Annotated in this window: 13 protein-coding genes; 10 read left to right on the forward strand and 3 right to left on the reverse strand. The window is 73.4% G+C overall.

All coding sequences use genetic code 11. The annotated features are described in order from the left end of the window. Positions 1-35: 35 nt before the first annotated feature. On the reverse strand, positions 36-1109 hold the full coding sequence (locus tag AB0M79_RS23330) for an ornithine cyclodeaminase (RefSeq protein ID WP_364217298.1): 1074 nt from the start codon (positions 1107-1109) through the stop codon (positions 36-38). 3 nt (positions 1110-1112) lie between these two features. Next, the gene (locus AB0M79_RS23335; RefSeq protein ID WP_364217300.1) at positions 1113-2129 is read right to left on the reverse strand and encodes a pyridoxal-phosphate dependent enzyme; all 1017 of its coding nucleotides are present in this window, start codon (positions 2127-2129) and stop codon (positions 1113-1115) included. 416 nt (positions 2130-2545) lie between these two features. On the opposite strand from AB0M79_RS23335, the gene AB0M79_RS23340 reads away from it, so the two are divergent. The 4 genes from AB0M79_RS23340 to AB0M79_RS23355 all read left to right on the forward strand — a co-directional run bounded on the left by AB0M79_RS23340 (position 2546) and on the right by AB0M79_RS23355 (position 6902). Then, the gene (locus tag AB0M79_RS23340; protein ID WP_364217302.1) at positions 2546-4366 is read left to right on the forward strand and encodes a BTAD domain-containing putative transcriptional regulator; all 1821 of its coding nucleotides are present in this window, start codon (positions 2546-2548) and stop codon (positions 4364-4366) included. 332 nt (positions 4367-4698) lie between these two features. Continuing rightward, positions 4699-5226, forward strand: a complete 528-nt coding sequence (locus AB0M79_RS23345) for a hypothetical protein (RefSeq protein ID WP_364217304.1) — start codon at positions 4699-4701, stop codon at positions 5224-5226. Between the two features lie 9 nt (positions 5227-5235). Next, positions 5236-6177: an ornithine carbamoyltransferase gene (locus AB0M79_RS23350; protein WP_364217306.1), complete on the forward strand. Its 942-nt coding sequence runs from the start codon at positions 5236-5238 to the stop codon at positions 6175-6177. Continuing rightward, positions 6174-6902, forward strand: a complete 729-nt coding sequence (locus AB0M79_RS23355) for an SDR family oxidoreductase (protein WP_364217308.1) — start codon at positions 6174-6176, stop codon at positions 6900-6902. The genes AB0M79_RS23350 and AB0M79_RS23355 overlap by 4 nt, the downstream gene beginning before the upstream one ends. A gap of 120 nt (positions 6903-7022) precedes the next feature. Here AB0M79_RS23355 and AB0M79_RS23360 read toward each other — a convergent pair whose 3' ends face one another. After that, positions 7023-7850: an alpha/beta hydrolase gene (locus tag AB0M79_RS23360; protein WP_364217310.1), complete on the reverse strand. Its 828-nt coding sequence runs from the start codon at positions 7848-7850 to the stop codon at positions 7023-7025. Positions 7851-8141: 291 nt separating this feature from the next. Between AB0M79_RS23360 and AB0M79_RS23365 the strand changes: the two genes are divergently transcribed. The 6 genes from AB0M79_RS23365 (at position 8142) to AB0M79_RS23390 (ending at position 25254) form a co-directional block, all read left to right on the forward strand. Next, the gene (locus AB0M79_RS23365) at positions 8142-13295 is read left to right on the forward strand and encodes an amino acid adenylation domain-containing protein (protein ID WP_364217312.1); all 5154 of its coding nucleotides are present in this window, start codon (positions 8142-8144) and stop codon (positions 13293-13295) included. Then, positions 13292-16666: an amino acid adenylation domain-containing protein gene (locus tag AB0M79_RS23370; RefSeq protein ID WP_364217314.1), complete on the forward strand. Its 3375-nt coding sequence runs from the start codon at positions 13292-13294 to the stop codon at positions 16664-16666. Before AB0M79_RS23365 ends, AB0M79_RS23370 begins: the two co-directional genes overlap by 4 nt. After that, complete coding sequence (locus AB0M79_RS23375; RefSeq protein ID WP_364217316.1) at positions 16666-23160, forward strand: amino acid adenylation domain-containing protein; 6495 nt, start codon at positions 16666-16668, stop codon at positions 23158-23160. The genes AB0M79_RS23370 and AB0M79_RS23375 overlap by 1 nt, the downstream gene beginning before the upstream one ends. Next, positions 23157-23903, forward strand: a complete 747-nt coding sequence (locus AB0M79_RS23380) for a thioesterase domain-containing protein (RefSeq protein WP_364217318.1) — start codon at positions 23157-23159, stop codon at positions 23901-23903. The genes AB0M79_RS23375 and AB0M79_RS23380 overlap by 4 nt, the downstream gene beginning before the upstream one ends. 323 nt (positions 23904-24226) lie before the next feature. After that, positions 24227-24616: a metalloregulator ArsR/SmtB family transcription factor gene (locus AB0M79_RS23385; protein ID WP_364217320.1), complete on the forward strand. Its 390-nt coding sequence runs from the start codon at positions 24227-24229 to the stop codon at positions 24614-24616. After that, positions 24613-25254, forward strand: coding sequence for an SRPBCC family protein (locus AB0M79_RS23390; protein ID WP_364217322.1), 642 nt, complete (start codon positions 24613-24615; stop codon positions 25252-25254). The genes AB0M79_RS23385 and AB0M79_RS23390 overlap by 4 nt, the downstream gene beginning before the upstream one ends. Positions 25255-25317 lie beyond the last annotated feature (63 nt).

Raw genomic sequence — 25317 nt, forward strand, 5'->3', positions numbered from 1 at the left:
ACTGTTGGGTGGACGGCGACGGTCCGTGGTGCCGGTCAGCGGGGGATGCGCAGGCCGAGGCCGCGCTCGCGCGCGGTCTCGGCCACCACCGCGCCGAGCGCGACGTCGAGGATGGACATTCCGAACGGGTTGCTGAGCACGATGTCGGTGGGCGCGGATCGTCCCGGGTGCCGTCCGGCGATGACATCGCCGAGGCTGCCGTGCACCCGCGCGGCGTCCGGGTCGGGGGTCGCCCCCGGCCGGTACGCCCCGTCGGCGTCGCGCAGGGTGCCGGCCCGCCACATCCGGCCGAGCAGGCGGCGGTCGTCGTGGCTCACCAGCCCCCAGTCGTCGACGAACACGAGGTCGGCCCGGGTGACCACCTCGGGCAGTACGTCGTCGAGCGAGACGTGCGCGATCAGGGCGCCCGGCTTGAGCCAGTCGTACGCGATGTAGCCCTCGGTGGTGACCGTGACGGCGAGCACCAGGTCGGCGCCCTCGACACACTCGCGGGCCGTGCCGGCGCTCGTCACCGTGAGGTGTCCGGTGTCCGGGTCGGCCCGCAGCGCGTCGGCCAGGCCGGCGGACCGGGCCGGGTCGAGGTCGAAGACGCTGATCTCGGCGAGCTTCTCCAGTACCGAAGGCAGCAGCCGCAGGTGCACCTGGGCCAACGTGCCGCAGCCGAGCACCGCCAGCCGGCCGATCGGGTCGGGGCCGAGCCGCTGCGCGGCCACCGCGGTGACCGCCGCGGTGCGCAGGGCACTGATGTACGCCGACTCCATCACCGCCCACGGGTAGGCGGTCTCGGCGTCGAGCATCATCAGCAGGCCCTGGGAGCGGGCCAGGCCGTTCGCCGGGTTGCCCAGGCTGGCGTTGATCACCTTCATGCCCAGGACCAGGCCGTCGTCGGTGCGGATCGCGCCGGGCATGCCCAGTGAGCGGGCCGAGTGACCGGCCTTCGTCTGCCACGGCAGGTACGCCTCGTCGGGCAGGATCGTGTCACCGAGGGTGTGCAGCCTCAGCGCCTCCGCGGTGACCGCCACCGGGTCGACACCGTCCAGGCACTCGATGACGTGTGCGCGTGACAGGTAGAGCAGTTCGGCGTCGGGATAGCCGGGTAGGTCGAGCACTGTTTATCCATTCTTGAACTGGAGGCCGTCGGCGCGCAGCCTCTTCATGGCGAGTTCCACCTCTTCGCGGGCGCCGACCTCGTCGAGCCAGGCGTCGTCGTAGAGCGTCGCGCGGTAGCGGTCGCCGCCGTCCGGACACAGGCACAGGGGATTCGTCGGCGGCTGCTCGCCGGCCAGGTCGACCAGGCAGGCGTGCAGGACGCAGCCGGAGGAGCCGCCGAGCGCGACGCCGGTGTCGGCCAGGAAGACGCGGCAGACGGCGATGGCGTCGGCGTCGGCGACCCAGGTGGCGGCGTCGTAGCTGTGCTCGGACAGGAACGAGGAGCGGCGGCTGGCCCCGATCCCGGCGATGAGGCGGCGGCCGGGCGGGGCGCCGGTGACCAGGGACCCGTGGGCGTCGACGGCGACGATCCGGATCTGCCGGTCGAGGGTGCGCAGGTGGGCCGAGATGCCGGCGAGGGTGCCGCCGGTGGAGACCGCCACGTAGACCGCGTCGAGGTCGGGGCCGCCCTGTTCGGCGATCTCCGGCCCGGTGGTCAGTTGGTGGATCCACGGGTTGGCGAAGCTGCCGTACTGGTCGGGCCAGCGGTAGCCGGGGTTGGTCGCGCACAGGGTGTGTACGGTGCGCAGCCGGGTGAGCAGGTATCCGCCGTACCCGTCGGGTTCGTCGACGAAGCATACCTGGACGCCGGCTCTGGTGAGCGCGTCGCGGGTGGCCGGCGGTGTCTTGGGGTCGATGACCGCGATCAGCCGGCAGTCGAGGCCGGCGAGCAGGCGGGCCATGCCGAGCCCGAGGTTGCCGGAGGTCGACTCGACGACCACCGTGCCGGGCAGTAGTGGGCTGCGCCGGTCCATGGCCATCAGCAGCCCGGCGGCGGTGCGGTCCTTGATGGACCCGGACGGGTTGAACGACTCGTGCTTGAGGCGCAGATGGTGCGTCCGTCCCTGCCATTGCGTCACGATCGAGGTGGTGGGTGTGGGGACGAGAGTCGATTCCAGGTGCTCGACCCGTGACAGCACGGTGACTCCTCACTGCGGGATCCCCACGCTGGTGGGATGCTGATGCCCGGTCAGAGCCGGTTCCGATCGCCAACGCAGGATCGACGTTCGGCCGTGCGCCGCGACAGCCTTTGGCGACTACTCGCCAGGGAGTTCATTAAGCGCGTGGGTGGGAGCGCTATCGGCTTAGTCGATTCAGGTTGGTGATTCTGACGATTCGTCGCCACCATCTGGACAGTGGAGTCGGAGAAGTTGTTAATTAGGTGGAAACCTAGAAATATGTCGACCGGGAGTCACTGTCGCGTCACCTAAGGTGATGAGCTATTGCGTATTGTCCGCTAGCGGATGATTAGTGACCGGCGAACGGACTACCCCGACGGGGGTGGTCCTGGCCGTGAACCGCGCCCGATTGTGGGTCGGGTGGTATAGATCTCTCTATGCGGCATGTCGGGTTCCGGTGCTTCGGCCCGTTGGAAATCGAGGTGGGCCAGCGGGTCCTGCCTGCCGGCGGGCCACTTCAGCGTGGCCTGCTCGCGATGCTGCTGCTCAACTCCAACAACTTTGTCAGTGCCGACCGAATCATTTCCGCGCTGTGGGAGAAACCGCCGGAGACGGCACTCGGGCAGGTGCAGACCCGGATCTGGCGGCTACGCCAACTGCTGCACGGGACCGGGGAGACCTCCCCGGCGCCCACCGCCCGGCCACAGCTGATCACCCGCGCCGGCGGGTACGGCCTGATCGTCGACCCGGAGGCCGTCGACCTGCTGGTCTTCGAGCGTCGGGTCAAGCACGGCGGCGTCCTGCTGGCCGCCGGCCGGGCCCGTGAGGCGGTCAAGGAGTTGCGCGAGGCGCTCGCCCTCTTCCGCGGGCCGGTCTTCGCCAACGTCAACGCCCCCGGGGTCGGCATCGAGGCCGAGGCGGTCGAGGAGCGGCGGCTCGCCGCGATCGAACAGCGCATCGAGATCGAACTCAACCTCGGCCTGCACGTACAGGTCGTCGCCGAACTGCGGGAACTCGTCGCCGCCCACCCGTACCGGGAACGGCTGCGGCTGCACCTGATGCAGGCGCTGCACCGCTCCGGCCGGCGTGCCGAGGCGGTCGCCGCCTACCGCGACGGCCACCGCACCATGGTCGACGGCGCGGGCCTGGAGCCGAGCCGCGAACTCAAGGAACTGCACCGCGCCATCCTGCTCTCCGACGCGGCCACCGACCCCGCGCCGGCTGCCGGGCGGCCCCGCGCGACCGTCGGGTTACACGTGCCCAGGGACCTGCCGCGCGACTCGGTCCACCTGGTCGGGCGCTGCCCGGAGACCAACGAACTCCTCAACTACCTGCGCGGGCCGAACGACTCCCAACTGCCCCGGGTGGTCGCCATCGCCGGCGGGCCCGGCGTCGGCAAGACCGCGCTCGCCGTGCGGATCGCGCACCTGCTCGTCGACGACGTACCGGACGGGCAACTCTTCACCTGGGTCGGCGGCAAGGCCGACCCGAACGCCATCCTGCACCGGTTCCTGCGCGGCCTGGGCGTGCCGGAACGGGAGGTGCCGGAGACGCTGGAGGAGCGGTCCGCGCTCTACCGCGCCCGGATGGCCGACCGCCGGGCCATCCTCGTCATCGACGACGCCGAGTCGGAGGCGCAGGTCCGCCCGCTGCTGCCGGCGGCACCGGGCGGGGCCACCCTGGTCACCAGCCGCCGCCGGCTGACCGCGCTGGACGGCGTACGGCACCTGGACCTGCCGGCGCTGGGCGAGACCGACATGATCCGGCTGCTGGTCGAGACCGTCGGCCGGGACCGGATCGACGCCGAGCCGGGGCTGCCGGCCCGCATCGTCGACCGGTGCGAGGGCCTGCCGCTGGCCGTACGCGCGGTCGGTGCCCGGCTGGCCGCCCGCCCGCACTGGTCGCTGGCCCGGTTCCTGGCGGCCGTGGAGGACGAGACCCGGCGCCTGGACGCGATGTCCTTCGGCGACCTCGACGTACGGGCCGCGATCGCGTCGAGCTACATCCGCCTCGAACCCCGGGCCCGCCAACTGTTCCGCGTGCTCGGGTCGCTGGACCGGGCCGAGTTCACGGTCCGCGAGGCCAGCGAGCTGATCGGCGGCTGCGCCGACGAGCTGACCGAGGATCTGGTCGACGTACGGCTGGTCCACCCGGTACCCGGTTCGCGGTCCGACGGATTGCGTTACCGAATCGACGGACTCTGCCGGCTCTTCGCCCGGGAACGGGCCGCCCTGGAAGGGGCCGGAACGGAATCCTGATCCGTTTCGCCGGTTGTCGTCGCCATTTAGTCGTCGATACTTCTTTCCTTCACGAAGTGGGTGGTCGCTGCCTTCATCCGTACCCGGACGATGCCCGAGATCCTGTCTCTGCCGCCTATGTCGCTTTACGGCAGGACGTCTGCCTTGTGATAGTCGTCCACTTGCTCTCTCCGTCAAGACGCGGTGTAGAGCGGATCGAGAGAGAACGACAAGGACAGCGGCTTTCGCTGATGTTTAGATCAGGTCGATCAATCATGATCAAGCCTTTGTTCGCGTCCCATAACTGGTTTGTACCCATGACCGGCTACAGCTTGCCTATGTGGAGGCTTTCCTTGCCTGACGCCATCCGGCCCAGACAACTCGTCCGGCAGCCCGCGCTCGCCGGCCGCCCGCAAATGACCACCATGGACCCCGCGGCCGGCGCGCGGGGCGGCACCACTTCGGACACCCGTAAGCCCTGGAACGACCGGCCCGCCGCGCCGCCGCGTCCCGTCGTACCCGCCGACCGGTCCCGCGTGGCCGGCGGCCAGGTCCGGGTCCCCCCGGTCTGGCCGCCGGCCACGGCCCCGGCCGGGGTACGGGCACCGCAGCCCCCCGCCCAGCGCAACGTCCTCACCGCCCCGCCGGGCAGCGTCGAGCCGCCCCCGGACCACCTGCTCCCGATCCTGGCCCAGCTCATGACCGGCGCCACCGACGTGACCGCGAGCCAGCGCCTCGGGATGTCGCCGCGCACCTTCAGCCGGCGGGTCTCCGAACTGCTGGAGCACCTGGGGGTCATGAGCCGCTTCCAGGCCGGCGTGGCCTCGGCCAACCAGGGTTGGGTGCTGCCCCGGCAGCAGCCACCGGCCCGCAACCACTGAGGGGGCGGGATGCGTCATCTGCTGTCCATATCGGACCTGGACAACGACGAACTGCGGCAGCTGGTCGACCGGGGGGCGGCGATCGCCCGGAACCGGTCGGCCGTCGAGGCCACCCGGCCGCTGGCCGGCCGGGTGGTCGGCGTCTACTTCCGCAAGACCTCGACCCGGACCCGGACCGCCTTCTCGGCCGGCGCGCTGCGACTCGGCGCGTCGCTCATCTCGTACGGCCCGGCCGACCTGCAGGAGAACACCGGGGAGACGGCCGCCGACACGGCCCGGGTGCTGTCCGGAATGCTCGACGGTTTCGTCGCCCGCACCAGCGGCACCGAGGCCGAACTGGCCACCTTCGCCGCGCAGGACCGGATGGCGGTCGTCAACGCGATGAGTGCCCGGGAGCACCCGACCCAGGCACTGACCGACCTGACCACGATCGCCCGGCACTTCGGGCGGGTCGACGGGGTCACCGTCCGGTACATCGGCGAGGGCAACAACACCGCCGTCGCGCTCGCCCTGGCGCTGCCCCGGTTCCCCGGCACCACGCTGCACCTGAACACCCCGGCCGGGTACGGGCTGCCGCCCGACGTCGTCGAGGAGGCAACGGTGCTGGCCAAACGGTCCGGGTCGACGCTGGTCGAGCACCACGACATGACCCCGTGCCCGGACGCCGACGTCGTCTACACCACCCGGTGGCAGACGACCGGCACCAGCAAGCCGGACCCCGACTGGCGGACCCGGTTCGAACCGTTCCGGATCGACGCGCGGGTGCTCGCCGGGCAGCCGGGCGCGATCTTCATGCACGACCTGCCGGCGCACCGTGGCGAGGAGGTGACCGGCGACGTCCTCGACGGGCCCGCCAGCATCGCCTTCGACCAGGCCGACAACAAGCTGCACAGCGCCATGGCCGTCCTCGAGTGGTGCCTCGCCCCGGCCGACGGCACGGGGCCGGCGTGACCGGCACCCCGCTCGCCGGCCGGGTCGCCCTGGTCACCGGCGGCGGCAACGGCATCGGCGCGGCGGTCGCCCGCCGGCTGTCCGCCGCCGGTGCCGCCGTCGTCGTGGCCGACCGGGACGGCGCCGCCGCCCGGTCGGTCGCGGCCGAGGTCGGCGGCACCGCCGTCCGCGCCGACCTCGCCGCCCTGGAGGGCACCCGGACCGCCTTCGCCCGCGCCGAGGCCGTACACGGCCGGCTCGACCTGGTGCACCTCAACGCCGGCATGCTGTCCGGCACGCCCGACCTCACCGAGCTCGACGAGGCCCGCTACCGGGCCGTCACCGGCGTGAACATCGACGCGGTGGTCTTCGGCGTACGGGCCGCGATCCCGGCCCTGCGCCGGGCCGGTGGGGGAGCGGTGCTGGTCACCTCGTCGATCGCCGGGCTGACCGGGTTCGACCTCGACCCGGTCTACGCGATGACCAAGCACGCCGTCGTCGGTCTGGTCCGGGCACTGGCCCCGAGCCTGGCCGGGCAGGGCATCCGGATCTCCGCGATCTGCCCGGACTTCGTCGACACCGGCTTCCTCGGGCCGCACCGGCACCTGGTCACCGGCGGGCCGATGCTCACCGCCGACGCGGTGGCGGAGGCGGTGCTCGGTGAACTGGCCGACGGCGAGTCCGGCCGGCTGCTCGTGCTGCGCGCCGGGCAGCCGCCGGCCCCGTACGTCTTCGCCCCCGCCTGACCGCCCCCGTACCGGTCCCTGATCCCCGTGATCAGGGACCGGTACGGGCGTGTCGTCGGTGGGTCGCCCGCCGAACTCCCTGATCACGCGGATCTTGCCCGGGGCCGCTAGGCCGAGGGGTCACCAGGCCGGGGTGGCCAGGCTGTCGAAGAAGTTGACCACGTGGGCGTTGACCTCGTCGGGGCGCTCCAGGAAGCCGAAGTGGCCGCACTCCTTGACCTCGACGTAGGTGCTGCCCGCGATCGCGCCGGCCACCTCCCGGCACAGCTCCACCGGCGTGATCACGTCCTGCTCGAACGCCATCACCAGGGTCGGCGTCGTCACCGCCGACAGCGCGGCCAGCCGGTCCGGGATCGCCGCCGCGTCGTACTGGCTGGCCGGCCCGTCACCGGCGACCGGGAACGCCTCGGCCAGCGCCAGCCACTCGGCGGCGAACTTGTCGTCGGCCAGCGTCCGCTGCCCGAACAGGTTGCCCATCCCGGTGACGGCGGCGTAGCCGACCGGCACCGTGTCGGCGTGCCGGACCGCCTGCGCCGTGGCCGTGGTCAGCGCCCGCAGGTAGTGGGTCAGCCGGCCCCGGGTGCCCAACAGCGCGATGCCGGTCACCAGGTCGGGGCGGGCCAGGGCCAGCTCCTGCGCGACCATCGCGCCCAGCGACGAGCCGGCGACCCGGCACGGCCCGATGCCGAGCGCGCGGATCAGCCCGGCGGTGTCGGCGACGAGTTCGGCCAGCCGGTACGGCCCCGGCGGGGCGCTGGACGGCACGGTGCCCCGGTTGTCGAAGGTGATCACCTCGTATCCGGCGGCGACCAGTGCCGGCACCTGGTGCATGTCCCACAGCGCGGCCCGGGCCGCCGCCGGGGCGACCAGCAGGACCGGTGGTCCGGCACCGTGCCGTCGGTATGCCAGCGTCACCCCGTTGACCTCGACGGTCGCCCCCCTACCCATGCCCCAATCCGAGCCGAGCCGGTGTGGACGGTCAACGCCGCTGGCGACTAGTCGCCAGCGGCTTGTCAGGTCTGTCACCGGTCCCGAACTCTCGTATCCGCATACCGCGCGCCACATGCGTGCGGGACGCGCGCCCACCGGGGGACCCGTCCGGTGCCGACCGACCGTGCCGGACGCGGCGGCCGGTGTATCCGACCGCCCACCCGTTCCCGCCGGTCCCGACGGGTCGCCGTCCCGCCGCCGGGCGTCCGGTCACCGGCCGGCCGCACACGGGGAACTGGAGTTGAGGACATGACAGCCAGTCTCGACGCCGCGCAGACGCTGCACGGCCTGGTGGCCGGGCACGCCGTCGCCCGTCCCGACGCATGCGCGGTGGAATGCGGGTCGCTGCGGCTGACGTACGCCGAACTCGACGACCGCGCCACCGCCCTGGCGGCCCGGCTGCGGGCCGCCGGCACCGGCCCCGAGGACATCGTCGGGGTCCGCACCGCCCGCGGCCCCGAACTCGTCGTGGCGATCCTCGGCGTGCTGAAGGCCGGGGCGGCGTACCTGCCGCTGACCGCCGACCTGCCGCCGTCGCGCGTCGCCGCGCTGATCGCCGACGCCGGCGTACGCGTCGTCGTCGCCGGGACCGGGACCGCGACCGCCGTCACCGGCACCGCCGTGACGGTCGTCGACCCGGCCGGCACCGGCCCGGCCGTCGACGTGGCCGGCGACGGCGTCGACCCGGACACCGCCGCGTACGTCATCTACACCTCCGGCTCCACCGGCGTGCCCAAGGGCGTGGTGGTCGAGCACCGCGCCGCGGCCGCCCACATCCGGTCGATGGTCGCCCACCTCGGGCTGACCCCGGACGACGTGGTCCTCCAGATGGCCGGGCACGGCTTCGACGTCGCCGTCGAGCAACTCTTCGCCGGCCTCGCCGCCGGTGCCCGGGTCGTCCTGCGCGACGACCGGGTCTGGGGGCCGGCCGAGGTGTGCGCGGCGCTGCGCACGCACGCGGTGACCGTCGCCGACCTGCCGACCGCGCTGTTCACCGAACTGGCCACCGCCCGCCACGCCGGGCTGCTGCCCGCCGCCGTCGGCACGCTGCGCGCGGTCCTCGCCGGTGGCGAGGCGCTGCCCGCCGCCGCCGTCGACCGCTGGCGGGCCGCCGTCGGCCCGGACGGGCCGCCGGTCCTCAACGCGTACGGTCCGACCGAGACGGCGATGACCGCGTCGGTGCACCGGTCCGGCGACACCGCCGGGGCGGACACCGTGCCGATCGGCGCCGCCGTCGGCCCCCGCGTCCTGCACGTGCTCGACGCCGACCTGGCCGGCACCGGCGGCGGCGAGCTGTACATCGGCGGCACCGCCCTGGCCCGCGGCTACCTCGGCCGCCCCGACCTGACCGCCGAACGGTTCGTGCCCGACCCGTGGGGGCCGCCCGGCGCCCGGATGTACCGGACCGGCGACCGGGTCCGGCGCGCCGACGACGCCGCCGACCTGACGTTCCTGGGCCGGGTCGACGACCAGGTGAAGGTACGCGGGTTCCGGATCGAGCCGGCCGAGATCGAGGCCGTCCTGGCCGGGCACCCCGACGTCGCCCAGGCGGCGGTCCTCGCCGGCGGCGGCCGGCTGACGGCGTACCTGGCCGGGGTCGACGGCACCGACGGCCCGGAGCCGGCGGCGCTGACCGCCTGGCTGACCGGGCGGCTGCCGGCGTGGATGGTGCCGGCCGTCTGGCACCGGCTGGACCGGCTGCCGGTCACCCCCGGCGGCAAGGTCGACCGCGCCGCGCTGGCCGCGCTCACCCCGGCCCCGGCCCCGGCCGCACCGGCGGACACCGCACCGGCCGGCGACGAGCCCGCCGACCCGACCACCGCGAGCATCCGGCGGATCTGGGCGCGGGTGCTGGACCTGCCCGGCGTCGGCGTCGACGACACCTTCCTCGACCTCGGCGGCACCTCGCTGCTCGCCGCCCGCATCCAGGCCGACCTGCGCGCCGACCTCGGCGTCGAGCTGCCGCTGCACGAACTGCTGGCCAACCCGACCGTCGCCGCGCTGGCCCCGCGGGTCGAGGCGGCCCGCGCCGGTGACACCGCCGGCGCCCCGGCCCTGCCGGAGTTGACCCGCTACGACGGCGACCGGCGCACCGCGCCGCTGTCGGTGATGCAGGAGCAGATCTGGTTCTTCGAGCAGCTCACGCCCGGCAACGTCGCCTACAACGCGCCGACGACGATCCGGCTGCACGGCCCGGTCGACGTACGCCTGCTCGAGGCGGCGCTGTCCGAAGTGGTCCGCCGGCACGAGATCCTGCGCACCACCGTGATCACCCGCGACGGGGACCCGGTCCAGCTCATCCACCCGCCCTACCGGGTCCGGGTCGCGACCCGCGACCTGCGCTACGCCCCCGACCCGGCCGGCGCCGCCGAGCACGTCGTCGCCGCCGAGATCCGGGTGCCGTTCGACGTGTCCCGGCTGCCGCTGCTGCGCTGGCTGCTGCTGCGCCTGGCCGACGAGGAGTACGAGCTGGTCCTCGTCGAGCACCACATCATCCACGACGGATGGTCGTTCGCGGTGCTGATGGACGAGCTGCTGGCCAACTACGCCGCGGTCGCCGGCTGGGCGCCCGCCCCGGCCGAGCCGCGCCTGCAGTACCTCGACTTCGTGCACTGGCAGCGCGCCGCCCTGCCCGGCCCGGCGCTGCGCGCCCAGTTCGACCACTGGGCCGACCGGCTCGCCGGCGCCCCGGACCGGCTCGACCTGCCGTACGACCACCCGCGTTCCGGCGACAACCCGGCACCGGGCGCGGTGCACCGCGCCGAACTGCCCGCCGACCTGTGCGCGGCGGTGCGCGAGTTCAGCCGCCGCCGGGGCGTCACCCTGTTCATCACGATGATGGCCGGGTACGCGGCCATGCTGCACCGGTTCACCGGACAGGACGAGCTCAGCGTCGGCTCGGCGTACGGCAACCGGGCGATCCCCGGCACCGAGGGCATTCTCGGCATGTTCGTCAACCCGGTGGTGCTGCGGCTGGAGGTGCCCGGCCGGCGGCGGTTCACCGACGTCGTCGACGAGGTCCGCGCGGTCGCCCTCGACGCCCAGGCCCACCAGCACCTGCCGTTCGTGCACCTGGTGCGCGAGCTGGCGCCGCCGCGCCGCCCCGGCCACAACCCGATGTTCGCCGCGATGATGAACTTCGACGACGCGCCGCTGGTGCCGCTGTCCAGCGGCCCGATCTCGGCGTCCTACCTGGAGCGGCACAACGGCACCGCCAAGCTCGACCTGTCGGTGCTGGTCGTGCCGCGCGCCGAACGCCAGATCGGGGTGCCGGCGCACGAGCGCGACCAGCGGATCACGATGATCTGGGAGTACCGCAGCGACCTGTTCGACCCGGCCACCATCGCCCGGTTCTTCGACGCGTACGTCGCCCTGCTGCGCGCCGCGCTGACCGACCCGGCCCGCCGGATCAGCGACCTGCCGATGAGCACCGCGGCGATCCCGGCCGCCCCGGCCGCGCCACCGGCCACCGGCGCCGACGACCCGGCGGTGCACCGGATGTTCGCCCGGGTCGCCGCCGACCGGGGCGACGCCGAGGCGGTCCTGCACCCGGGCGTCGGCGCCGTCTCCTACGCCGAACTCGACCGGCGCGCCAACCGGTTCGCCCACCTGCTACGCGACCGTGGCGTCGGCACCGAGGACCTCGTCGCCATCTGCCTGCCGCGCGGCGTCGACTGGGTCTCCAGCGTCCTGGGCGTGCTCAAGGCCGGCGCCGCCTACCTGCCGCTGGACCCGGACAGCCCCGCCGACCGGCTGGCCGGCCTGCTCGCCGACGCCGGCCCGCGCGCCCTGGTCACCGTCCGCGCCGACCTGCCCGGCACCGCTGACCCCACCGACGGCGACCCGGCCGCCGCCGCCGGACCGCTGCTGGTCCGCCCGGACGACCCGGCGCTGCGCACCGCACCGGAGCACGACCCCGGCGTCGCGGTCGACCCCGACCAGCTCGCCTACCTGATCTACACCTCCGGGTCGACCGGCCGGCCGAAGGCGGTCGGGATCTCGCACCGCGCCCTGGCCAGCAAGTACGCCGCCTGGCGCAGCGCCTACGACCTGGACCTGCACCCCGGCACCCACCTCCAGCTCGCCGCCCTCGCCTTCGACGTCTGCACCGGTGACGTGGTCCGGGCCCTGCTCTCCGGCGGCCGGCTGGTCCTCTGCCCGCCGGAGGCGGCCCTCGAGCCGGCCGCGCTGCTGCGGGTGATCCGCGAGTACGGCGTCGACACCGTCGAACTCCTGCCGTCGGTGATGAACCTGCTCGCCAGCCACCTGCGCGCGACCGGCTCCCGGTTGACGACGTTGCGCCTGGCGGCGATCGGCGGCGAGGCGTGGACGACCACTGACCACCGGCGGTTCCGCGAGGTCCTCGGCCCGAACACCCGGCTGCTCAACGTCTACGGCGTCACCGAGGTCACCATCGGCAACACCCTGCGCGAGCTGGGCCCGGCCGGCGGCCTCGACACCGACGACCAGCCGCTGCCGATCGGCGAACCGCTGCCGGAGGTCGAGGCGTACGTGCTGGACGCGGCGGGCCGGCCGGTGCCGGTCGGCGCCGTCGGCGAGGTCTTCCTCGGCGGGGTCGGGGTGGCCCGCGGCTACCACGGCCGGCCCGACCTGACCGCGGAACGGTTCCGCCCCGACCCGTCCGGCACCCGGCCCGGTGCCCGCCTCTACGCCACCGGCGACCGGGGCCGGTTCCGGCCCGACGGCGGCATCGAGTTCCTCGGCCGGATCGACCACCAGGTCAAGATCAGAGGCTTCCGGGTGGAGCCCGGCGAGGTCGAGCACGCCCTGCGCGGCGAACCGTCCGTCGGCGACGCGGTCGTGGTCGCGCACACCGACCGCACCGGCGTCCGGCTGGTCGGGTACGTCACCGGCAACGGCCCGACCCCGCCCGACCCGGCGAACCTGCGCGACTTCCTGCGTGGCGTGCTGCCCGCCTACCTGGTGCCGGCGGCGATCCAGGTGCTGCCCGAACTGCCCCGCACCACCAGCGGCAAGGTGGACCGCCGGGCGCTGCCCGACCCGGGCAGTGTCGAGGCGGCGCCGGGCGGCTCCCGGCCGCCCACGCCCGGCGTCGAGCAGCAGGTCGCCGATGTGTGGTGCGAGGTGCTCGGGCTGCCGGCCGTCGGCGCCGACGACGACTTCTTCGACCTCGGCGGGCACTCGCTGCTCGCCGCCCAGGTCACCGCCCGGCTGCTGGCGGTGCTCGGCGTACCGCTGTCGGTCCGCGACCTGCTGGCCGCGCCCACCGTCGCCGGGCTGGCCCGGCGGGCCGGCGCGGCCGCCGAGCGGACCCCGGCCCGTACCGGCCCGGCCCTGGTGCCCCGGGCCCGGCAGGCGTTCACGGTCGCGGCGTCGGCGTTCGACGACGCCGGGCCGGTGCCGGCCGAGGACGGCCGGTGACCGCCGGCGGCCCGGTCGAGGCGCTGCCGGCGTCGTCCGGCCAGGAACGCCTGTGGTTCTTCGACCAGCTCGAACCCGGCAACCCGCTCTACAACGTGCACTTCGCGGTCCGGCTGCGCGGCCCGCTGCGCCCCGACGCGCTGGCCGCCGCCGTGCAGACGGTCGTCGACCGGCACGAGGCGCTGCGGACCACGCTGCGCGCCGTCGACGGCCAGCCCCGCCAGGTGATCACCGGGTCGGTCGAGGTGCCGACCCGGGTGACCGACCTGACGTCGGTGCCGGCGACCGACCGGGCCGGCACCGCCAGCGGCCGCGCCGCCGAACACGCCCGGACCGCGTTCGACCTGGCCACCGGCCCGCTGCTGCGCAGCGACCTGCTCCGCTTCGCCGACGACGACCACGCCTGGCTGCTCACCCTGCACCACGCCGTCTGCGACGGCTGGTCCGCCGAGGTGCTGTTCGGCGAGGTCTCCGAGGCGTACCTCGCCGCCGTCCAGCACCGCCCGGCCGACCTGCCCGACCTGCCGTTGCAGTACGCCGACTTCGCCCTGTGGCAGCGCGACGTGCTCGCCGACGGCGGCCTCGCCGACCAGCTCGACCACTGGCGGCAGCGACTCGACGGCGCCGCCCCGCTGCTCGACCTGCCCACCGACCACCCCCGCCCGGCGACGCAGAGCTACGCCGGCGCGCTGCTCGAGGCGGTCGTCCCCGACGACCTCGCCGGCGCGGTACGCGACCTGGCCCGCCGGGAACGGGCGACACCGTTCATGACCCTGCTCGCCGCGTTCGCGGTGGTCCTGCACCGGCACACCGGCGTCGACGACCTGGTCGTCGGCACCGCCGTCGGCGGGCGCGGCCGGGTCGAGCTGGAACGGCTCGTCGGCTTCTTCACCAACACCGTCGCGCTGCGCGTCGACCTGCGCGGCGAGCCGACCTTCCGCGATCTGCTGGCCCGGACCCGCACCGTCGTTGCCGACGCCCAGTCCCACGCCGACCTGCCGTTCGAGCAGGTCGTGCAGGCGCTGCGCCCGGACCGCGAACCCAGCTACCACCCGGTCTTCCAGGTGATGTTCGACGTGCAGCCGGGCGGGCTCGGCGCGCTGCGGCTGCCCGGCGTACGCGCCACCGACGTACCGGTGCTCGACCGGCGGATCTCGCTGTTCGACTTCAGCGTCTCCGTCGTCGACGGCGACGAGCTGCGGCTGGTCGCCGAGTACGCCACCGACCTGTTCACCGCCGACACGGTGGGCCGGCTGCTGGCCGCGTACCAGGCGGTCCTGGCCGGCGTGGTCGCCGACCCGGACCGGCCGGTCGGCGCGCTGCCGCTGATGACCGCCGCCGAACGCGACCGGATCCTGGCCGCCGCCGACCGGCGGGAACAGGCCGCGCCACCGGCCACGCTGACCGACGTGTTCGCCGCGACGGCCGAGCGGTCCCCGGACGCGCCGGCGCTGCTCGACGCCGCGACCGGCGCCGGCTACGACTACCGGGAACTGCGCGCCTGGTCCGGCGACGTCGCCGCCCGGCTGCACGCCGCCGGGGTACGCCGCGGCGACCTGGTGGCGCTGCTGTGCCGGCGCTCGCCGGCCGCGGTCGCCGGGCTGCTCGGCGTCCTGCGGGCCGGCGCCGCCTACCTGCCGCTGGACCCGGACAGCCCGCCCGGCCGGATCGCCGCCCTGCTCGCCGACGCCGCCCCGGCCGCCGTACTGGTCGAACCGGGGCTGCGGGCGGTGCTGCCGGCCGGCGGGCCGCCGGTGCTGGCCGTCGAGCCGGTGCCGCCGTCGATCGCCGCCACCGCGCCGGACGTCCACGTCGAACCCGACGACCTGGCGTACGTCATGTACACCTCCGGCTCCACCGGCCGGCCCAAGGGCGTCCTCGTCCCGCACCGGGGCGTGGCGAACTACGCCGCCGCCGACCGGGCCGAGTACGGCCTGACCGCCGCCGACCGGGTGCTCCAGTTCACCGCGCTGATGTTCGACGTCAGCGCCGAGGAGATCTGGCCCTGCCTGGCCACCGGCGGCTGCCTGGTGCTGCGCGCCGACGACATGATCGACACCGCGCGCGAGTTCTTCGCCGCCTGCGAGCGGCTCGGTGTCACCGTCGTACACCTGCCGACCGCGTACTTCCACGAGCTGGTCGCCGAGTGCGAGCGCGACGGCCTGCGGCCGCCGGCCGGGCTGCGGGTGGTGGCGATCGGCGGCGAGGCGACCACCCCGGCCCGGATCGCCGCCTGGCGCCGGCTGGCGCCGCACGCCCGGCTGTCCAACGCGTACGGACCCACCGAGACCAGCATCGCGACCACGCTGGCGGCGCTGTCCGGGCCGGGCGTGCCGGAGGTGGCCACCCGGGTGCCGATCGGCCCGCCGGTCGCCGGCTCCGCCGTGTACGTCCTCGACGCCGAGCTGGCACCGGTGCCGGCCGGTGTGGTCGGCGCGGTCTACGTCGGCGGCGCCGGCCTGGCCCGCGGCTACCTCGGCCGGCCGGAGCTGACCGCCGACCGGTTCGTGCCCAGCCCGTTCGGTGCCGGTGAGCGCCTCTACCGCACCGGCGACCTGGCCCGCACACTGCCCGACGGGCAGCTCGAGTTCTGCGGCCGGGTCGACGCCCAGGTCAAGATCCGCGGCCACCGGATCGAGCCGGGCGAGGTCGAGGCGGCGCTGACCACCCTGCCCGAGGTACGCCACGCGGTGGTCGTCGCCCGGCCCACCGCGCGCGGCGACCACGAGCTGTTCGCGTACGTCGAGCCGGTGTCGGCGCCAGCGCCCGACCTGGACCGGCGGCTGCGGGAACGGCTCGGCGAGCTGCTGCCCGCCTACCTGGTCCCGACCGGCTGGCTGGTGGTCACGGCCCTGCCCCGGACCGGCACCGACAAGATCGACCGGACGGCGCTGCCCGAGCCGCCGCCGCCCCCGGCCGCGCCGGTCGGGCCGGCCCCGCGTACCGCCGCGGAGCGGCTCGTCGCCCGGGTGTGGTGCGAGGTCCTCGGCGTCGAGCGGGTCGGCCCGGACGACGACTTCTTCGCCCTGGGCGGGCACTCGCTGCTGGCCACCCAGGTGGTCGCCCGGCTGCGCCGTGAGCTGGGTCCCGACGTACGGCTGCGCCAGGTGTTCGAGCTGCCGCGGCTGTCGGCGTTCGCCGCCGCGCTGCCGCAACCGCCCGCCGCCGGGGCGGCCGACCCGGCGGCGGCCGGTACGGCACCGGCCCGGCCGGCGATGCCGGCGCTGCGCCGCGCCACCGGCGACGAACTGCTCGCCGGCCTGCTCGACGCCGGTGCCGCGCCCGGCATCGCCAACCTGCTCCAACGGACCACCGGTGGCGCACCCGCCGCCGTCCGCCGCGAAGGTACCGACCGCACCCAGGAGTCGTGATGACGAGCTTCGACGACCAGGCGCCCACGACCGAGCAGACCGGGTCGGCGGACCGCCTCCAGGTGCTCGCCGAACTGCTGGCCGACGGCGACCCGGACAGCCGCTTCGCCCCCGTTTCGCTGGGGCAGCGGCGGTTGTGGTTTGTGGATCGGTTGGTGCCGGGTGGTGTGGATTACAACGTGGTGTGGCCGTTGCGGTTGGTGGGTGGTTTGGATGTGGGGGCGTTGGTTGGTGCGGTGAATGAGGTGGTGGCGCGGCATGAGGTGTTGCGTACGCGGTTTGTGGCGGTGGATGGGGAGCCGGTGCAGGTGATTGGTGGGGTGGGGGTGGTGGATGTTCCGTTGGTTGATTTGTCGGGGTTGGGGGTTGGTGTTCGGGCTGGTGAGGTGGCGCGGTGGGTGCGTGAGGCGGGGTTGCGGCCGTTTGATGTGGCGGTGGGGCCGTTGGTGAGGTGGGTGTTGTTGCGGGTTTCCGAGGGTGAGCATGTGTTGTTGGTGTCGGCTCATCATATTGTTTTTGATGGGTGGTCGGGTTCGGTTCTGTTGCGTGAGTTGTCGGTGTTGTATGGGGCGTTTGTGCGGGGTGAGGGTTCGCCTTTGCCGGTGTTGCCGGTGCAGTTTGCTGATTTTGCGGTGTGGGAGCGGCAGTGGTTGTCGGGTGGGGTGTTGGAGGGGCAGTTGGAGTTTTGGCGGGGGTATTTGGCGGGTGCTCCTGCGGTGTTGGATTTGCCGTCTGATTTGCCTCGGTCGGTGGGTCGTGGTGGTGGTGGGGATCGGGAGCGGTTTGAGTTTCCGGTGGGGTTGTCGGTGGGGTTGGGGGAGTTGTGTCGGGGTGAGGGTGCGACTGTTTTTATGGGGTTGTTGGCGGGGTTGGATGTTGTGTTGGGGCGGTATGCGGGGGTGGAGGATGTGGTGGTGGGTACGTTTGTGGCTAATCGGGCTGCGCCTGAGTTGGAGGATTTGATCGGGTTTTTTGTGAATACGGTTGTGGTGCGTGGGGATTTGTCGGGTCGGCCGTCGTTTCGTGGTTTGTTGGGGCGGGTTCGGTCGGGTGTGTTGGATGTGTTCGGGCATCAGGATGTGCCGTTTGATCGGGTGGTTGAGGAGTTGCATCCGGTGCGGCGGGCGGGTTCTATGCCGTTTGTTCAGGTGGCGTTGGTGGTGCAGAACACGCCGGCTGAGGTGGGGTTGTTGGGTGGTGATGTGGTGGTGGAGTCGTTGCCGACGGAGACCCGCACCGCGGCCTTCGACCTTTCCCTGCACCTGTGGACCACCGAGACCGGTGCGCTCGCCGGTTTCGTCGAGTACGCCACCGACCTGTACCGCCGTCCCTTCGCGCAGCGGCTGATCGGCCACCTGGAGAGCGTGCTGACCCAGGCCGTCGCCGACCCGGACCGCCGCATCGACCTGCTGTCGCTGCCCGGCGCGGACGAACACCGGGCGCTGCTCGCCGACGCGACCGTCCAGCCCGCCCCCGCCGCGACCCCGGCCGGCGAGCCCGTCACGGCCGGCGAGCCCGCCGTCCACCTGCTGCACGAACTCGTCGCCGCGCAGGTGGCCCGCCGCCCCGACGCCGTCGCCGCCTCCTGCGCCGGTGAACGGCTCACCTACCGCGAACTCGACCACCGCGCCGCCCGGCTGGCCCGGCACCTGCGCGCCGCCGGCGTCGGGCCCGAGGTCCTCGTCGGGATCTGCGTCGAACGCTCGCTCGCCTCGGTCGTCAGCGTGCTCGGCGTGCTCAAGGCCGGCGGCGCCTACCTGCCGCTGGACCCGGAGAACCCGGCCGAGCGGCTGGCCTACATGCTCGGCGACGCCGGCGCGACCACCGTCGTGGCCACCGTCGCCACCCGCCACCTGGTCCCGGCCGGCATCGAGCCGCTGCTCGTCGACGAACTGCTGGCCGACGCCGACGCCGACGACAGCGAGGTCGCCGAGGTCGACGCCGGGGTCACCCCGCAGAACCTGGCGTACGTCATCTACACCTCCGGCTCCACCGGCCGCCCGAAGGGCGTCGCGGTCAACCACCGGTGCGCGATCGCCCGGGTGCACCGGCCGGCGTACGCCGCCATCGACGAGACCGACGTGATGCTGCACGCGCTGTCGCTGTCGTTCGACGTGTCGGTCATGGAGGTCTTCGGCGCCCTGGCCAACGGCGCGGAGCTGGCCGTCCTGCCCGGCAAGGCGCTGCCGGAGCGGGTCGGGATCTTCCTGCCCGGGGCCCGGGTCACCGTCGGCTGGCTGACCGCCGCGCTGTTCCACGCCGTGGTCGACACCGCGGGCGAGTCGCTGGCCGGGATGCGGACCCTGATCGCCGGCGGCGACCAGCTGTCGACCAGCCACGTCGAGAAGGCCCTCGGCCTGCTCGACGCCGACGCCACCCTGGTCAACGGCTACGGCCCGACCGAGGCGGCGATCTTCGCCGCGACGCACACCATGCGGCCGGCGACCGGTGTCGACGGGCGGGTGCCGATCGGCGGCCCGATCCCCGACACCGAGCTGTACGTCTTCGACCCGCACGGCAACCTGTCGCCGGTCGGCGTGCCCGGCGAGCTGTACATCGGCGGCGACTGCCTGGCCCGCGGCTACCTCGGCCGGCCGGAGCTGACCGCCGAGCGGTTCGTGCCGCACCCGTACGCCACCGGGGCCCGGCTCTACCGCACCGGCGACGTGGTGCGCTGGCGGGCCGACCACACCCTGGAGTTCCTGGGCCGGGTCGACCACCAGGTGAAGGTGCGCGGGTTCCGGGTGGAGCTGGGCGAGATCGAGCAGCGGCTGCGCCGCTGCGCCGGGGTCGGTGACGCCGTCGTGGTGGCCCGGCCCGACGGCGAGGACCACACCCTCGTCGCGTACGTCGAGACGGCCGCCGGCGCGCAGCCGCCGGTCGTCGGGGACCTGCTCGCCGACCTGCGTGGGTTCCTGCCGGGCTACATGGTCCCGAACGCGTTCGTGGTGCTCGACGCGCTGCCGCTCAACCCGAACGGCAAGGTCGACCGGGCCGCCCTGCCCGACCCCGACGGCCACCGGCCCGACCTCGGCACCGGATACGTGCCGCCGCGCAACCCGATCGAGGAGACCCTCGCCGGCATCTGGGCCGACCTGCTCGGGCTGGACCGGGTCGGCGCCCACGACGACTTCTTCGACCTCGGCGGCCACTCGCTGCTGGCCAGCCGCCTGGTGGCCCGCATCCGCCGGGCGTTCGACCGGGAACTGCCGCTGGCCACGTTCTTCGCCGCGCCGACCGTGGCCGGCCTGGCCGCCGCCCTCGAGGCGATGCTGCGCGCCGACACCGCCGGCGCCCGCCCGCCGATCGTGCCGGCCCGGCGCCCGGACCCGCTGCCGGTGTCGCTGGGGCAGCGGCGGTTGTGGTTTGTGGATCGGTTGGTGCCGGGTGGTGTGGATTACAACGTGGTGTGGCCGTTGCGGTTGGTGGGTGGTTTGGATGTGGGGGCGTTGGTTGGTGCGGTGAATGAGGTGGTGGCGCGGCATGAGGTGTTGCGTACGCGGTTTGTGGCGGTGGATGGGGAGCCGGTGCTGGTGATTGGTGGGGTGGGGGTGGTGGATGTTCCGTTGGTTGATTTGTCGGGGTTGGGGGTTGGTGTTCGGGCTGGTGAGGTGGCGCGGTGGGTGCGTGAGGCGGGGTTGCGGCCGTTTGATGTGGCGGTGGGGCCGTTGGTGAGGTGGGTGTTGTTGCGGGTTTCCGAGGGTGAGCATGTGTTGTTGGTGTCGGCTCATCTTATTGTTTTTGATGGGTGGTCGGGTTCGGTTCTGTTGCGTGAGTTGTCGGTGTTGTATGGGGCGTTTGTGCGGGGTGAGGGTTCGCCTTTGCCGGTGTTGCCGGTGCAGTTTGCTGATTTTGCGGTGTGGGAGCGGCAGTGGTTGTCGGGTGGGGTGTTGGAGGGGCAGTTGGAGTTTTGGCGGGGGTATTTGGCGGGTGCTCCTGCGGTGTTGGATTTGCCGTCTGATTTGCCTCGGTCGGTGGGTCGTGGTGGTGGTGGGGATCGGGAGCGGTTTGAGTTTCCGGTGGGGTTGTCGGTGGGGTTGGGGGAGTTGTGTCGGGGTGAGGGTGCGACTGTTTTTATGGGGTTGTTGGCGGGGTTGGATGTTGTGTTGGGGCGGTATGCGGGGGTGGAGGATGTGGTGGTGGGTACGTTTGTGGCTAATCGGGCTGCGCCTGAGTTGGAGGATTTGATCGGGTTTTTTGTGAATACGGTTGTGGTGCGTGGGGATTTGTCGGGTCGGCCGTCGTTTCGTGGTTTGTTGGGGCGGGTTCGGTCGGGTGTGTTGGATGTGTTCGGGCATCAGGATGTGCCGTTTGATCGGGTGGTTGAGGAGTTGCATCCGGTGCGGCGGGCGGGTTCTATGCCGTTTGTTCAGGTGGCGTTGGTGGTGCAGAACACGCCGGCTGAGGTGGGGTTGTTGGGTGGTGATGTGGTGGTGGAGTCGTTGCCGACGGAGACCCGCACCGCGGCCTTCGACCTGGCCTTCCACGTCTACACGACCGAGTCGGGGGCACTGGCCGGCTTCGTGGAGTTCGCCACCGACCTCTACCGGCGCTCGTCCGTACAGCGTCTCGTCGGGCACCTGGAGAGCGTGCTGACCCAGGCCGTCGCCGACCCGGACCGCCGCATCGACCTGCTCGCCCTGCCGAGCCCGGCCGAACACCACCACCTGACCAGGGACGTCGCCCGTGGCGCCGTACGCGACTTCGGCACCGGGACACCGCTTTCGCGGTTCACCCGGCAGGCCGCGCTCACCCCGGACGCGGCCGCCTACGTCGACGGCGACCGGGTGCTGACGTACGCCGAACTCGACGCGCGGTCCACCCGGCTCGCCCGCCGGCTGCGCCGCCTCGGCGTCGGCCCGGAGACCCCGGTCGGCGTCTGCCTCGGACACGGCCTCGACCTGCCGGTCGCCGCCCTGGCCGTGTGGAAGGCCGACGGCGCCTACCTGCCGCTGGACCCCGACAACCCGGCCGAGCGGCTGGCGTACATGCTCGACGACGCCGGTGCCGCCGCCGTGGTCACCACCGGGGCGCTGCGCTCCCGGCTGCCCGGCGACCTGACGGCCGTCGTCGTCCTCGACGCCGAGGACACCGCCGACGACGGCGCCGGGGCCACCGACGTCGACGACCCGGCCCCGGTGTCCACGATCGACAGCCTGGCCGCGGTCATCTACACCTCCGGCTCCACCGGCCGCCCCAAGGGCGTCGCGGTCACCGGTCGCTCGATGGTCAACCGGATCGCCTGGTTCGCCGACGAACGCCCCTTCGGCCCCGGCGAGGTCGGCGTCCTGAAGACCCCGATCGGCTTCGTCGACTCGCTGTGGGAACTACTCGGCGGGCTGCTGTACGGCGTACCGACGGTGGTCGTGCCCAAGGACACCGGCCGCGACCCGAAGGCGCTGGTCCGGGTACTGGCCGCGCACGGGGTGACCCGCCTGCTGCTGGTGCCGTCGCTGCTGCGGATGCTCCTGCTCACCGTCGACGACCTGGCCGAGCGGCTGCCCCGGCTGACGCTGTGGATCAGCTCCGGCGAACCGCTCTCGGCCGACCTGGCCCGGATGTTCGTCAAGACGCTCCCGGGCCGGTCGCTGCACAACCTCTACGGCGCCGCCGAGGGCTGGGACTCGCTGTGGCCGCCGGCCTGCGGCGAGGACGAGCTGACCGGCGCGGTGCCGGTCGGCCGGCCACTGGCCAACGTCGGCGCGCACATCCTGGACCGGGCCGGCCAGCCCGCCCCGGTCGGCGTACCCGGCGAGCTGTACGTCGGCGGCGACTGCCTGGCCCGCGGCTACCTCGGCCGGCCGGACCTGACCGCCGAACGGTTCCTGCCCCACCCGTACGAGCCCGGTGCCCGGCTCTACCGCACCGGCGACCTGGCCCGGATGCTGCCCGACGGGCAGATCGAGCTGGTCGGCCGGGTCGACCAGCAGCTCAAGATCCGCGGATTCCGGGTCGAGCCCGGCGAGGTCGAGCGGGCCCTGGAGGCCCTGCCCGAGGTACGCCAGGCCGCGGTGGTCGCCTGGACCCGCGAGGGCGCCGAGCCGGAACTCGCCGCGTACGTCGTCGCCGACGGCCCCGCGGACGCGGCCGGCGTACGCGCCGCGCTGGGCCGTACCCTGCCGTCGCACCTGGTGCCGACCAGCTTCAGCTTCCTCGACGCCCTGCCCTCGACGGCCACCGGCAAGATCGACCGGCTGGCGCTGCCCCGGCCCGTACGAGCCCCGTCGGCCGAGGGCGCGACACCGGCCGACGACGCCGAACTGCTGCTCGCCGAGCTGTGGGCCGACGTCCTCGGCGTCGAGCGGGTCGGCGTGCACGACGACTTCTTCGACATCGGCGGGCACAGCCTGCTGGCGGCGCAACTCGTCGACCGCATCGGTCGCGAGATCGGCCGCGAACTGCCGCTTCGTACGATCTTCGACCACTCGACGGTGCACCGCATGGGCCTGGCCCTGCGGGCACCGCACACCGAGCCGGAAAGGCCGCTGTCTTGACCACACCCTGGATCGCCCGGCTGCGCCCGTCCGGCACCGCCACCACCCGCCTGATCTGCCTGCCGCACGCCGGTGGCGGGGGCGCCACCTTCCGGAGCTGGTCGACCGGGCTGTCCGACGGCGTCGACCTGTGCGCGGTACGGCTGCCGGGCCGGGAGAGCCGGCTACGGGAACCGCTGCTGACCCGGATGGGCGACGTGGTCGGCGAACTGGCCGGCGCGCTCACCGACTACCTGGACCTGCCGTACGCCCTGTTCGGCTACTGCTCCGGCGCGCTGACCGCGTACGAGCTGGCCCGGCTGCTCGAGCAGGCCGGCCGGCCGCCGGCGCACCTGTTCGTCTGCGCCTGCCCGTCACCGGCGGCGGTCGAGCGGGACAGCGGCGTGCACAAGATGTCCGGCCCCGAACTCGCCGACCACCTGCGGGCGCTGGGCATCATCCCGGCGACGATCATCGACGACCCGGGGCTGTTCGCCCTCTTCGAGCCGAGCGTACGGGCCGACTACGAGATCTTCGAGACCGACGTCTACCGGCCGGCGCCGCCACTGAACCTGCCGATCACCGTCTTCGGCGCCGACGACGACCCGAGCACCACGGTGCCGACGATGATGCGGTGGCGCGAGGAGACCAGCGGCGAGTTCACCATGCGGCTCTTCCCCGGTGACCACTCGTTCTTCGAGCAGGACCGCAAGTCGATCATGCGTACGGTGGCGGCCGAACTCGAGGCGGTGGGCGCCCGCTGAGGTAGGCGCGCGTACCGGCTCGGCCCGGCGGCGCGTGGCAGACTCGTCCACCCTGGACAGGCCGCCCTGCTCCGGCAGTTCGCGCCGCCGGAACCCGGCCGTCCGACGCCTCGACCCGCCCGCGGCCCGCGGGGGAACCTGTGATCATCAGATGCCCAGCAGCTCGACACGCCGTACGGACAACAGCGGAACAGCTAACGATCACCATGCACCGCCACGTCACGAAGGGCGCGCGGGAGCAGCCGGTTGACGCGCCATGGGGCCCTCCCGCTCGCCGAGAATAAGCTCTGGATTATATAAGTCAGAGCTGCAATACTCGACCCGTGCACGCGTTCGACATCCTCGGCGACCCGGTCCGGCGCCGGATCCTGGAACTTCTCGCCGACGGCGAGCAGACCTCCGGCGCGATCACCACGGTCATCCGGGTGGAGTTCGGGATCTCCCAGCCGGGGGTGTCCCAGCACCTGCGCGTGCTGCGGGAGAACGGGTTCACCACGGTCCGCGCGGAGGGAACCCGCCGCCTGTACGCGGTGAACTCCCAGCCACTGCGGGAAGTCGACCGTTGGCTGGCGCGCTTCCACGGGATCTGGGACCAGCATCTCGACGCCCTGGCGACCGAACTCGCCCGGGGCAGGCGGGAACGCCGCCTGCGCGGCGGCACCGACGGGTCGCCGGGCGACAGCCCGGCCGGTGAGGGAAGGAACCATCGATGATCGACATCGCCAGCCAGCTCAAGGCCATCCACCGCGAGGTCAGCCGGCTGCCGGCCGCCAGCGGCGAGACCGTCAGCGTCCGGCTCCGCCGCGAGTACCCGGCGCCGGTCGAGGACGTCTGGGACGCGGTGACCGACCCGGACCGCCTGAAGCGGTGGTTCCTCCCGATCAGCGGCGACCTGCGCGCCGGCGGGTCGTTCCAGCTCGAGGGCAACGCCGGCGGCGACATCCTGACCTGCGAACCGCCCCGCCTGCTCAAGGTGACCTTCGGCGGGCCGACGAGCCTGGTCGAACTCCGGCTGACCGCCGACGGCGACGACACCGTGCTCGAACTCGAACACAGCGTGCCCATCGAGATCGCCGGCAGCGGCGCGGGCGCGCTCTACGTCGGTCCCGGTTGGGACGGCGCCGTCATGGCGCTCGCCCTCTTCGTCGCCGGTGAGACCATCGACGACCCGGTCGCGACCGCGAACTCGGTGCGGGGCCAGGAGTTCTCCCGGCAGTCGGTGCACGCCTGGAGGGACGTGGTCGGGGCGTCGGGCACCGCCGGCCCGGACGAGATCGCCGCGGCGACCGAGGTCTCGCTGGCCCAGTTCGCCCCCGACCTCGGCGCGGCCGGGCAGCCGGAGCAGCCCTGATCGGCACCGGGACCCGGCCGCCCACCCTGTTACGATCGCTCCGTGGCAGGCCAACTCTTCCTC

Source organism: Polymorphospora sp. NPDC051019, assembly GCF_040683055.1.
Taxonomy (GTDB): Bacteria; Actinomycetota; Actinomycetes; order Mycobacteriales; family Micromonosporaceae; genus Polymorphospora; species Polymorphospora lycopeni.